This window comes from Leptospiraceae bacterium (assembly GCA_016708435.1).
Lineage (GTDB): Bacteria > Spirochaetota > Leptospiria > Leptospirales > Leptospiraceae > UBA2033.
The window spans coordinates 309,357-321,773 of record JADJFV010000035.1 but is presented as its reverse complement, the minus strand read 5'-3'; the positions used below and the strand labels follow the sequence as shown (position 1 = coordinate 321,773).

Annotated in this window: 10 protein-coding genes; all 10 read right to left on the bottom strand. The window is 34.8% G+C overall.

The features are described 5' to 3' along the window. Positions 1–113: 113 nt before the first annotated feature. The 10 genes from IPH52_26845 to IPH52_26800 all read right to left on the bottom strand — a co-directional run bounded on the left by IPH52_26845 (position 114) and on the right by IPH52_26800 (position 10,867). The gene (locus IPH52_26845) at positions 114–1,064 is read right to left on the bottom strand and encodes a hypothetical protein (protein ID MBK7058602.1); all 951 of its coding nucleotides are present in this window, start codon (positions 1,062–1,064) and stop codon (positions 114–116) included. Between the two features lie 56 nt (positions 1,065–1,120). Next, on the bottom strand, positions 1,121–1,444 hold the full coding sequence (locus IPH52_26840) for a DUF2442 domain-containing protein (protein MBK7058601.1): 324 nt from the start codon (positions 1,442–1,444) through the stop codon (positions 1,121–1,123). Continuing rightward, positions 1,444–1,692, bottom strand: a complete 249-nt coding sequence (locus tag IPH52_26835; GenBank protein MBK7058600.1) for a DUF4160 domain-containing protein — start codon at positions 1,690–1,692, stop codon at positions 1,444–1,446. The genes IPH52_26840 and IPH52_26835 overlap by 1 nt, the downstream gene beginning before the upstream one ends. A gap of 578 nt (positions 1,693–2,270) precedes the next feature. Next, positions 2,271–4,079, bottom strand: coding sequence for an ATP-binding protein (locus IPH52_26830; protein MBK7058599.1), 1,809 nt, complete (start codon positions 4,077–4,079; stop codon positions 2,271–2,273). Between the two features lie 32 nt (positions 4,080–4,111). Continuing rightward, complete coding sequence (locus IPH52_26825) at positions 4,112–5,713, bottom strand: DEAD/DEAH box helicase (GenBank protein ID MBK7058598.1); 1,602 nt, start codon at positions 5,711–5,713, stop codon at positions 4,112–4,114. A gap of 22 nt (positions 5,714–5,735) precedes the next feature. Next, a complete protein-coding gene (locus tag IPH52_26820) occupies positions 5,736–6,266 on the bottom strand; it encodes a hypothetical protein (GenBank protein ID MBK7058597.1) in 531 nt (176 codons plus the stop codon). Between the two features lies 1 nt (position 6,267). Then, positions 6,268–8,415, bottom strand: a complete 2,148-nt coding sequence (locus tag IPH52_26815) for an AAA family ATPase (GenBank protein MBK7058596.1) — start codon at positions 8,413–8,415, stop codon at positions 6,268–6,270. Further along, positions 8,412–8,645: a hypothetical protein gene (locus tag IPH52_26810; GenBank protein ID MBK7058595.1), complete on the bottom strand. Its 234-nt coding sequence runs from the start codon at positions 8,643–8,645 to the stop codon at positions 8,412–8,414. The genes IPH52_26815 and IPH52_26810 overlap by 4 nt, the downstream gene beginning before the upstream one ends. 11 nt (positions 8,646–8,656) lie before the next feature. Further along, positions 8,657–9,958, bottom strand: a complete 1,302-nt coding sequence (locus IPH52_26805) for a DEAD/DEAH box helicase family protein (protein MBK7058594.1) — start codon at positions 9,956–9,958, stop codon at positions 8,657–8,659. Between the two features lie 24 nt (positions 9,959–9,982). Beyond that, complete coding sequence (locus tag IPH52_26800) at positions 9,983–10,867, bottom strand: hypothetical protein (protein MBK7058593.1); 885 nt, start codon at positions 10,865–10,867, stop codon at positions 9,983–9,985. Between the last annotated feature and the right edge of the window lie 1,550 nt (positions 10,868–12,417).

The window sequence follows — 12,417 nt, the reverse complement described above, 5'->3', positions numbered from 1 at the left end:
ATCCCTATCCTGCTAGGGATAGGAATATATTTCAAAAGGAATATATTTCAAAAGGAATATATTTTCAAAAGTATTTTTTTTAAAAGATAATTTTTTTTCAAAAAGATAATTTTTCAAAAAATATTACTTAAAAAAATCCTCTGTGAATGCGTCCCCGGAACGTCTACTGCGTATTTGCCGCTTCCGAGGGTTTCTATCCAGTGGTAGAGTATCTGGACATTTTTTGTTACTTCCCAGGCTCTGGGAGTTGGGGAGTCTGCACAGTTAGCCGCAAGCCACTGTCTGACTCTTCCGAAGTAAAGCTCTCCGCCTGCGGAGTTTAATTCTTTTAGAAAGGCTTGGATAAAAGGATGTTCGAAGAAAAATACGCGAAGTCGATTTAGAAATTCTTCTTCCTTTAATCCCGTTGGAATTGTATATAGACTCAAATCATGCACCATACAATCATATTCTACCTGTGTCGGTGCTGATTTATTTTTGTAGAATTCTTTTAGCTTGTTTATATCCTCTGACATTGGAAGAGACGATAGGAGAAAATCCTTCTTATCCGCTATATTCTTAAACTCAAAGTCGCCCCCTTCTTCATCGAGTGCCAGAAGGGATAATTGTTCTTCGATTGCTTCCATCATTCTATCATCAATCAATTGGCTTTCATCTAAAATATTTTGTAAATAGATTCTATCCTCTAATTCGAGTTTGTCTATCTTCACTCCCATTTCGTAATTGTAATTTTCATACTTCCCATAATTTAACGCCCGTGACGAAATATTCGCCGTAGTCAAATATGCCTTATCCGCATCTAAGTATAGTTTCAAGTGAAGTCTAGCATTTCGAAAAAGCGAAATCTTTTTTTCTTTGCATACTTCGTAGATTTCTAAATCACTCGCTCTCTCGAGTAAATCCTTCACCTCCCACCTCACCACTATATAACGGCAATTCTTTGTTTGGCTTAGGATTTCTTTTAATACATTGAGCTTTATATACGGCACGAAAATCGCTAGAGTTTCTGCTTCCTCTACAAATTTTAATACTGATTCTTTGAGGTTGCGTCCGTTGTGGTTCATTGGTGTTAGTCTTTTTTATTTTTAGGTGCGAGAGGGTCTATTCGATACATTTGCTATTAGCTTTTCGGCTCTACAAATAGCAAATGAAGTTTAGCTAATTCTTTTGTATCCGTGACAGATACACCTTTTGTCCACAGTTCGTTTTCACTCAGATCGCAATCATCATCCCAGCTTATTCCATAACCTCCGGAATCAACCTTTGCCGTTTTCAGGTAAGAAAGATTTTTTAATTTGTTAAATGTTTTTTTTTCTAACAAGGGAGATATATCATATTTCTTGATAGCATTATCCAGAAATAATACATAAATAGTATGTTTGTCGATGTAAATTTTATTGATTCTAGGAGGTTTTAATTGTGTTGGATTATTATCGTTAGCCATTAGTCTAGCTCCGGCAACTTGATAAAGTCTTTCGTTTCCCACATTCTAATTAATTCTGTTTGGTATTTACTTCCCCACTCTTCTACTAAACGAATAGACCGAGATGGTAAATCGCCTTCAATCATAGATAAATTATCAATTGAGAATATTCCATTGAACTCGCCGTAGATTGCGTGAAAATGTGGAGGCAAATGATCATTAAAGTACATCTTGATTGTTATTCCGTAAAAGCGAGCTATTACTGGCATATTTTTCCCTTTCAACAATTCTATTTTTCTTTGTGACTCTTGTCAAGGTAAATCTATTTTCGGTTCTTTACAATAAAGTCTGGTTGGTAATACACTGGTATGGGCTTGCACCCATACCAGGAGGGATTTCGCTCCGTTGGAGCTATCGTTAAAAGGAAAGCTCCAACGGAATTGTGTGGTATGGGCTAGCACCCACACCACGAATGATTTCGCCCCGTTGGGGCTAATAGTAAAAAGCCAAGCCCTAACGGGGCGGAATATTTAATCCCTATCCTGCTAGGGATAGGAATATTTTTCAAAAGGAATATATTTTCAAAAGAAATTTTCTTTCAAAAAGATAATCTTTCAAGAAAAATATTTATTTCAAAAAAATCCTCTGCGAATCTACAATCAATTAACAGTCTTATCAGAAATATTATTTTCCTATTCAACTTATTAGCAAACAAAAAATCTATCTCTATATAGTTCCCACGATGTCGTTAACCTAAGAACTAAATGTGATGCAATGAGTAGGAGAACAGGCATCCCTGCCTGTTTCATGAACGGAAAGGGATGTATATCATACCGTTAGAACTTCCTTAATCAGAAGTCATAAATCGTTTTGCCATTCTTCCCCAGTCGTTTCTAACTTCTTGGGCTTTGTCTTTGATGTTTCCATCTGGCAAAGTATCTTCGTAGCGCGCCCAGGCTTCGAGTAATAATTTTAGTCCGTCTCTTGCACGGGACAAACGATCAATTAATTCTTCTCTAGAAGCATCCTCAATGTCTTCGTCCACTATTTCCATCAACTTATCGTAAGCGGGATGCTCGGTGTTGAGGGTAATAATGATTGTTCCCGCTTTCGGTCTAACGGTAAAGAAAGCAGGTGTCTGAATATCTGCGTGAGCAAATACATACTTTAAACCAAAGTCTGTTGCCGTTTTAGAAATTTGCTTTGCATCTTCTACATCTAAGCCTTGATCGATTAATGCCTTTTCTATTTGCTGCGTTCTTTCTTTTATAGGTAGACTTTCTAACTCATCATTCTTAGAAGTAAAGCCTTCTTCAATCATTTCTCTAGTTGCTTTAGTCGCAATTGCTTCAGGAGTATCTTCTGTTTGAGTCTCTGCTCGTGTTGAATGAGCCCCGGCATTTTGTGATTTAATCTGCGCTCTCATGGAATATAAATTTTTTTTAATTCTATTTCCTAATTCTAAAATCGGAGCAATCGGATCTTCATCAGCTTCTAATTGATCTTGGTATTCTGCGATTGTCATTTTTCCTTTCGCAATTTCCTCGTAATCAATTTCTGCGAGATGAGAAAAGTTTGTCGCATACTGCTTGTTATTCGTTAAACCAAATAGTTCATCTAACTCCGATGGAAAATCTAATTCAATTCCCCACCATCTTTCCATTGGATCATATTGTATTGTCCATGTTTTATCTAATTCAATTTCTCTATTGCCGCGAAGAAGTGATACTCCAATATTTTTGGAAGCATGTTTCCCATGATCTCTACTTCCCGCACCTTCTCCTTTTCTTGCTTCTTTCTTGGCAACGCTAAATCGAACTTTAACTGGATATTGTTTGCCATTGTATTTAATAGGCATTTTAAATTCTCTATCGCCGAACTCTTCAAACATTGGTTTTTTGTCAAATGGAGCAGGACAAGAAGTTTTATCCATTAAATACATAGGATCATTTGGCAGAGCATACCGATCAATTCTAATGTTAATTAAATCATTTAAATTAAAGGCTACCATGCGTATGCTGCACTTCTTCTTGTCTAAAAATTTTCTGTATAAACGTCCGATTAAAAATTCAGAATTGGTAATGATCGCATCTGCTCTTCGCCATAGAATTCTATCTAATCTAGACCAAACAACTAAGGTTCCTGATTTACCAAAATCTTTTCCGATTCTAGAATATATTTTAGGAATTTTATGTTTCTTAGGTTTAGGTATTTCGATTAATTCTTTTTTCTTAATCTGATTCAAATCAAGATAGGTATATATTGCATTATCCACTCCATCTTGCCATGACCAGACTTCGACTAGTGTGCACTGCGAGATAGAAGAAGCAGGTAGACCCATTCCAAACTTTCCAATGCCCTGTTGATTTTCGGTTTCTAAGTGAGTTCCATTTCCGAATTGTAGTGATAGGCGTAGAGTCTTTTCGTCCATTCCACCCCCATCGTCTAAAATGGCTATTTGACCGATGCGGGTAATTTTATTATTCCGGTTGCCATCCACTTCTTCTTCGCCACAAAGAAGTTGCACATTCTTAGCTCCCGCTTGTAAGGAGTTGTCAATCAATTCAGCGATTGCGTAGGCTGTATTCTTATACCCGTTGTCTCTCATTGCTTGAATTGCTAAGTGAGCTGGAACTATATCATGTCTATCTGTCATTGTTTTCTCCTAAAAATAATTAGCTTTATTTTTTAAAATACATCTTCCCAATTCATAAATGCTTCTGCCATACTTCTAAACCCTGGCAGTTTAATATCTACTACTGTAATAATTTCTGCTTCTTCATTTCCGCCGGCTTCTATTCCGCGTATCGCTCTTCCTACCATTTGGGAATAAAGAACAAGCGATTTAGTTGGTCTTGCGATCATAGCACAACTTGTCTTAGGCGCATCAAAGCCTGTAGTAAAGATTCCATAGTTGCAGAGGACAAACGAAGTATCCTCATCTGATTTGTATTGACGAATTACTTTGGCTCTCTCGCTTGATGGGGTCTGCCCTGTAACGGAAAATGCTGTTATCCCGATGGCTCGTAACATAAATGCAATTAAGTTGGAATGTTCCACAGAGGCAGAGAAAAACATAATTCTTTTATGACGAAGAACAAGAGATTTTAACTTAGAAAGAATTGCTGCATTTCTAATCTCGTCTTTTCCTAGCTTGATTAAAACTTCTTCACTTAAATCTAATTCTTTTTCTATTTTTGCAATATCCGCATCTGAGATAGTGTTACCACCTTTATGCATCAATGGCTCAAAGGTAACTTTCGCCAAATATCCATTATCCGTAAGATAATCGATTGGATTTTTATATCCATCTACTTTTAAAGTAATCTTATTTCGATGAAAGAAGCTCGCTAGTTTTTCATCTTCTTCTATATTCAAATAACTTCTGCCAGGAGTTGCTGTTAATCCAATGATAGATACATTTTGTTTGCGACTTAGGATTTGTAAGATTCGATTGTAAGACTCGGCAACTGCTTGGTGAGCCTCATCCATTATGATAAGAGAAACTTTATCTGATAAATCATTGATAAACTGGATTTCATTTTTTCGAATCGCACTATACATCTTAGCAAGTCCGGCAACTATGATTCCGTCTTCCATTCCATCTTCCCACTGCGAAGTAGAATAAAATCTTTGCACTTTAATCTTTCTATTTCCAATCGACTTCCATGCTTTCTTAAACTCACCCACCGCTTGCTCGCATAATTCCTCACTATATGCAAGCCATATAACAACTGACGGTTCCTTCTTACGAAGAAAATCACAGATATAATTCATCGTAGTTCTAGTCTTACCCGACCCCGTGGGCATATGCAGAATTATCCTCTCAGCCCCATGATTCAATCGGTCTTCTAATTCCCGAATCGCTTTTCTTTGATGAGAAAATAGCGCATAACTAGTATCAGCCTCTTCCACTGGCAGAACGACAACTTTCTTATCTAACTCTGGAACTTTTAATTCAAAGAATGTAAAGAGAATCTCTTCTTTCTCCGATCCTCTTTCAAACTTCAATCTCTTTAAGCTCTCATACAAACTTCCATTCGCTCGTAATCCCAACCTACCATGCAAACTCTGTATCTCATCTGTCCGCAGCAAATCAATGATATGCGCTCTCGTATCATCCTTTAATAACAACCCTTCATAATGAAATAATTCCACCACCAACTTCTTCAACTGCGAAGGCGTAGCCTTTTCCGGCATCACCTTCTGTAACAGGCTAATCGATGTATGCCCGATTATATCTTGGATGATCTCATCATCCGCACGTGAAAATAGTTTAGCTAGGTTCATGGTGTGATGGTTAGTCGCCGATTTAATGGCTTTGATGTTTAAAAATTAAATCGAGAAATGCCATGTCGAGAAGTGTGAAATTAACGTTTTTATCCATTTCTTCCTGTAATAAAATTAATCCTCCATTTGTATAACTTTCCAATGTTTCGATTAAAGCATCAACAATATGGTTCGGAGATATACTGCCTTTTTCTAACTCTATGAAGTCAACTTCTGTTTTAGCCACACATGCTATAAAAATACTTTCTTGTAAAACGGTAAACTCACCTCGATCTTTTCTATTTCCTTTGCTTCCCCAATGTTGAATCGGATGACTAAAATCTTGCTTTATTGAATCTACTGGAATTTTCAATCTTTCGTTATTATATAGACCAAGAAAAAAACAATAGATATAAAGCTCATAATTTGTATTAAATAGTTTACCCCTATCTTTTTGGGTTCTATCAGAGCCCCCGCCTTTTTTAGTTATCTTATCAAATAAGTTATCAGAGTATTTTTTATCATATTTCGGAGTCTTACTTGCCCATTTTTTAAATAAATCAAAATCTTCCATTTTATAACTCCACTACTTCTGTATTAATTGTACTTAGGTTATGCTCATCAAAAGGTCTTTGTAATTTAACCCAAAAGGCTTTGTCTCTTTTAATATTTCGAAACTCATTTTTGATTGTTAAATTTCCATTTTTCAAATCTCTTGTTATAAAATCTTTAATGAGCAGTATTTTCTGATTTCCAACTTCATTCAAAACATTTAAGAAATTTGTAGTTTTCAATTCTCCGAAAGTAGATGTAGGGGCGTCGAAGATCATGGGATAATCATCCGAACTAAACTCTTTTGCAAGCTTTGAGATTGCAAATAATATTGAAATGTGCATAGATGTCTTTAAAGAGTCATTTGGATTTTCAAATATACCATTGTCCTCAATTAATAAAACGTTTATATTAGCTTTTGTTCCTATTAATTTTTTTTCAAATTTAATATATCCTTTAAATGCATCTAGGTTAATCTTCCCGAATATTTCATTTGTCTCTCTTTGCAATTTTTCTATAAAATCATCAAACTTTCTTTCTTTTGTATCATTGAAAATTTTTGAAATTGTATCGTATAAATCTCTTGCCTTTACTAAAATTGGATCCTTTGTCGTATTATATCGCGTAGCCTCTTCCTCCAAATCTTTCAATTCATTTACTAGACCATTTAATTTTTCAGTAAATGTTATTTCTTCTCTTTTACAATCCCATAAATCTTGTATCCAGCTTCTATAATCTGTTAATTTGTTTTGAGACCTTTCTTCGGATTCATTCGAAAAAGAAATAATTCTGGACTTTTCTTTTTTTTCCGAAGCTAACTTATTATTTAGGTCATTAATTTCTTCAAACAATGAGTGATTACTTTGTTTTTTTTGTTCAATGCTTTCCATTATATCTTCCGCTAGCAAACGGTTATTTCTATGAGTATCCATAATAAATCTTAATTTACCTAAATAATCGTTTGAAAAAAGAAATTGTTCCTTTTTCTTTTTCGCTCCTCCTTCCACTATTTTCTTGTATTTCTCGAATCTACTTTTCATAAATATATATGCATCCGAGCCGATAGGCGCTGATCGATTACATACCTTGCAAATTTCCTCTTCTAACATATCACGCATTAGATCGACTGATGGAACATCAAAAGGTAAATTAGCTTTATGCGCTGTTATTAAGTCTGCCTGCCCTTGTTCGTATGCAATTTTTTTCTGATAATTCGATTCCTGCTCCCATTTCTCTTTTGAAAAATTTTCAATTTTTCGACAGTATTCATTGAAAACAGATTCAAAATCACGTAAAATCCATTTCTCATCAAATAAATACTTTGTATAATCTTGATCAATTAAATCTTGCTTTGATTTGATAGCTTGTTCTAATTCAGCAATCCTCTTATTTAATTTTTCGATTTCTTCTGAATTTGCAACAGAACTTTCATGAAGCTTTATTTGCTGTTCTAATATATTTTTATTATTTTTAATTATATAAAGTCGATCACTGAAACTCTTTACTTCTTTTTCTTTCTCTTCAATCTTAGTTTTAGCTATCTGGTAATTTATACTATCTTTTTGAGATCGTTTACCTGCTTCGCTAATACTTTTCTCTCTTATTTTTCTCATCTCAGAAATAGCCTTAGTATAATTCTCATAGTCAGATGATTCAGAAAAGGCAGCCACTAGCTCATTGAACGAGTCCGGTTTTTCTAAAATTCTAAATTCTTGTTCTCCTTTAAACATCGAGAATCTACGATATCTTTCAGGAAATATCTCACTAAAAATCTGCTCAGCACGGGCATGCTCTCTTTCTCCGTTTACCTTATCTACAGTGGCAGTTAGCATTACCTGTGAAGTAATAAAATTTAAATCAGATTCTTTTGTTACAACATAAGATCTTTTTACATATTTAACTTCATTAAATTGTCTCACTTCAATGGATACGGATACTTCAAATTTACCACCAACTGAGGAATCTTTTTTTTTCTTTGCTGAAATTAATTCTAATAGCTTTGGCTCTTTCCCATCAATTAAACCTGTAAACATCCAATCAAGTGCTTCATAAAACTTAGTTTTTCCTTCACCATTTTCCCCAATAATAATATTCAGACCATCAGAAAGATTAAATGTTTTCTTTTCATAGTAACATAAATAATTTTCTATAATAATTCGATTTATTTTCATATCATATCCTTTACGGTATTAATTTTCTTCATCATAAGTGTATCGATACCAACTGCACCGGATCCTTTTTCGACCTGTTCAACAATAGTTGCTATAGCAGATATCAGCAAGTTGCCGCTGTTCTTTGCTTCTTCTACTTTCTTAGGTATGGTTTCTTTATTAAGTTTAGTTTCACTTAAAACCAATTCATGTTTCAGAAATTCAGTTAAGATTCTATCTGTTTTTGACATTTTACTCTCCTTTACTTTGTGAATGATAAATTATAATCATTTAATACTTTCTGTAATTTAGTATAAGTTTCCATTTTATTCATTGATAGATCAGAAAATTCAATTACTCTCTCTAATTCATTTTTTATTAAATTGCGTTCCATCGCATACGTTGAAATACCCGCTGATGGAGGAATGACGACAAGATCATAAATTCTGGCGTATGTTTTATCAATATGGGGTCGCAAAACACGACCTCTTCTTTGAATAAATTGCCTCGGATTTCCAGTACTCGCACAAAAAATAGCAACTTCGGAACGAGGAACATCAATCCCCTCATCTAGACACTTCATTGAGACTAAAACATGTCTATCACCTTGTTCAAATTCTTTTAACACATTATCTCTATTATACGTATTTGCAATAAACTGTGAGATCATTACTGATTTATCTATATCTCTCACAATTCGAGAATACTCATCTAAGAGTTTAATATCATCTTGACTCTCTATTTCTGTTTCAACATCTGAATAATTATTCTCAATTCCCTCTGGCGCATAAACGAGAGTATACTTTAAATTACCCTTTCGTTTGAATTCAATTTCTATAATTTCTCGAAAGGCCTTTTTTTTATTGTTCGCTTTATGTATAATTCTTTTTCTTAAAAGTAAAAGCTTTTCAGCCTCAGGCGAATTTTTAAAACCTTCTTTATCATTAAAAAATCTAGCTAGCTTTTTAGTAATTTCAAGATACTCTTCAAATTCTTCATCAGTTAATTGCACCAAATAAGGATGATATGTGTAAGTGCACAGGAAATTCTTTTGTATTGCTTCTTTCATTGAAAATGAATAAACATATGGATTATTATCATTGAAAAAACTTTCGATTTCTCCATTTCCAGCTTCATCATATTTTCTATTTGGAGTAGCGGATAGACCAATTCTTCTATTGATCGCTATCTTTGGAAGCAATCTAAGAGTATCCTTAGACCCTAAGTTGTGAGCTTCATCTGCTATTAATAAAGTGGAAGGCGGAAGTTTTCTAAAATATTCCTGTAGTCTCTCTTTTTTGAAAGATGCATATGTTACAATGATGATAAAAGAAGAATTTGGTAATGAAGCACTATTAATGAAACTCTTTAATCCCTGTTCCCATTTACTTTCTAAACTCACTAAAACAAAATTTCTAAAATTAAACTTTTTTGCTTCTTCATACCATTGGTTAAGCAAGGAAAGAGTTGGAACTATTATAACCGCATTGAATCTTTTTTCCTCATGAAATTCTTTGAGTAAGCAATACAGTGCAGTAATTGTTTTTCCTGTCCCTGTTGCCATCGAAAATATTCCTTTTTTACCATTCTATACCCATTTCTTATATGCTTCAATCTGATACTCTCGCGGACCACTTGGATAAGGAAATCTTGGTTCTTTCGTTATTTTTTCAAATTTCTCAGTTAGCTTTGCGAATAACTTTTTTAAATGCTTATTATCAATAATCTGATTTTTTTGTGCGATCAATTCTTCTTCTTGCACTATCAATTCATGCAAGGATTTATTTCCAAATTCATCTTTGATTGCGATTAATATATCATTAACCTCTAAGTAATCAACGAAGTCTGCATTGCCGGAAAATATTGTATTGAAATATTCTTGTTGGCTATTAATTATATTTCTATTGGAAGGATTATTTTCCCAGCTTAGATGAATATCTAACTCTTCTAAATTTTCTAATAATCCATATGAAGTAAAATTGCAGGATGCTTTAAACCGAACCTGATTTTCCCCATCAGAAAATATTCCGGATTTGTAATGCGCTATTCCTTTTTCATTTTTAGGCTTAATAATTTTTATCTGAATTTTTTCATTTGCAATTAACCAAGCTAAGCATTCAAAAAAATGTTTACCGTAATCATCAAGTATACTCTTTAACCTTTTAATATCCGTAATATCTATTAGGTTATTTTTAATACTTCCTTCTTGTCCTTTACTGATTGCATCTTTATCTTCTTGAGAAAGGACATTGTTAATTATCATTCTCATAGTTCCGTTCGAATGTAAAAAATTTGCAAACCCAATAGATAAAACATTTATTGCAGAAGAACTAAAATACCCTAACAACAAATCAAAATTATTACTATTAACTAAACCTTCTAAGTAACATTGCAAAGGCTCTTCATCGCTTCCAGTTCTATAAGAGCGATTTACAGACCATTGACTTTGCATTAGATTTTTAGGTTCAGGCATTTAATTAATCCTCTTTCCCACTACAGGGCTGAATGTATTCAGCCCCTACGCGAAACAATTCTTCATTGATAATTAACAATTCACAACTAATCATTATTACCCCCACCTTCGCGTCTTTGCGGCTTTGCGTGAACCACCCCATTAATCATTAACAATTCACCATTAACCATTATCCCTCCTCTTTCAACCGACTAATCAACAGTTGACGCTCTTCTTTCCTAAGAGAACGGTATTCCGTGAGTATCCGCTCGATCTTCAAGTGGGACGATTCCCCAGGCGAAGACATTAATGTTGCGATATGTAGCTTCGAAAGCTCACTTGTGAGTTTGAATTCGTATTCTAGAATGGTATTGTCTTTCCAGTAGCGGGGGTGGAGGTCGCATAGAAGAGAGGCAAGGGATTCTAGGAGTGCGGTTTCGGAGTCGTATTTAAAAGAGAGACGCTCGAATAGTTTTAAGAAACTGGCGTCGTGGGTTTTGAGTAGACCAAGTTTGTATTCGTTTTCCGAGCGAAATTGAGCGAGAGAGGATAACAAGTCTTTATGCGCTAATGGGGAAGAAATGTAGGCGCTTAGGAGTTTTACAGTGTCGGCGGACATACGAGAGAGAAGAGATTCGTAGTGGCTGGCAATTTCTTGTTTGGCTCGGCTTAGTTTGGTGATGAATTGGACTAGACCTTTTTCGTTTAGAGTGTTTAGGTCGTAGCCGAAGAGTTCGGGGATTTCTTCTAAGAGAAGAATTTCTGGATTCACCGAATGAGAGATTGCTTGGAGAAAACGGGAATTAACCTCGGAAAGCTCTTTCGTCTGACGTGTGCATTCGGGAAGTTTGGTATACCAGTAGAGAAGAGAAATCACAGAGCGATAGATTTTATTTTCATTGATCTTACGTGTTTCTAGAATGCGTGCTTCTTCTTGGCTTGATAGACGAGCCGATTCTCCGGGGGTAAATATCTTTGGAATTTCTAAAAGGTATTTTTCTAAGACTGCATTCGAGCGGATAATACGGATTTTGAAATTCTTTGGATTCGAGTGTAGCTTTTCGAGTATATCGGAATTGATTTCCTTTTCGTATCTATCATCTTCATAGAGAGAAAAAGAATACGACTTTTCGAGAAGGGCGGCGAGAAAGTAAAATGGAATCATCTCTGAATACATTCCATAAGGCTCGGAAGTGAGAATTTCGTAGAGCCTGTCTAGATTGCGAGTTTCGGATTCTTCGAGTAGATACTTGTGAATAGCCTCAAATACTTTTTTCAAACCTTCGTCTTTTCTGCCTAGATAGTCTTCGGGGGAAGTAAACTTGAATTCAATTCGTTTGTCTTCTTTTCTAAAAACATTTTTTACACTGAATAGACTGCGAAAGATGGCTACATCGGGACCATAACCTTTGTCGCGTAGACCTAGACTTGTATCTCCTGAGATCATATCCCGTAGGATTTTTTTTCTAGTATTGCGGATAATTGGTGATATCTGCTCGCGGTTGATGAACTCGGAGTTTATCTTTGGACAGAGAGGAAATCGTTTGGTTAGAATCTCAGAAACTATTTTT

What these genes read in the sequence shown, in the direction of transcription:
- IPH52_26845 (MBK7058602.1), bottom strand. Translation starts at nt 1,064, where the DNA reads ATGAACCACAACGGACGCAACCTCAAAGAATCAGTATTAAAATTTGTA.
- IPH52_26840 (MBK7058601.1), bottom strand. Translation starts at nt 1,444, where the DNA reads ATGGCTAACGATAATAATCCAACACAATTAAAACCTCCTAGAATCAAT.
- IPH52_26835 (MBK7058600.1), bottom strand. Translation starts at nt 1,692, where the DNA reads ATGCCAGTAATAGCTCGCTTTTACGGAATAACAATCAAGATGTACTTT.
- IPH52_26830 (MBK7058599.1), bottom strand. Translation starts at nt 4,079, where the DNA reads ATGACAGATAGACATGATATAGTTCCAGCTCACTTAGCAATTCAAGCA.
- IPH52_26825 (MBK7058598.1), bottom strand. Translation starts at nt 5,713, where the DNA reads ATGAACCTAGCTAAACTATTTTCACGTGCGGATGATGAGATCATCCAA.
- IPH52_26820 (MBK7058597.1), bottom strand. Translation starts at nt 6,266, where the DNA reads ATGGAAGATTTTGATTTATTTAAAAAATGGGCAAGTAAGACTCCGAAA.
- IPH52_26815 (MBK7058596.1), bottom strand. Translation starts at nt 8,415, where the DNA reads ATGAAAATAAATCGAATTATTATAGAAAATTATTTATGTTACTATGAA.
- IPH52_26810 (MBK7058595.1), bottom strand. Translation starts at nt 8,645, where the DNA reads ATGTCAAAAACAGATAGAATCTTAACTGAATTTCTGAAACATGAATTG.
- IPH52_26805 (MBK7058594.1), bottom strand. Translation starts at nt 9,958, where the DNA reads ATGGCAACAGGGACAGGAAAAACAATTACTGCACTGTATTGCTTACTC.
- IPH52_26800 (MBK7058593.1), bottom strand. Translation starts at nt 10,867, where the DNA reads ATGCCTGAACCTAAAAATCTAATGCAAAGTCAATGGTCTGTAAATCGC.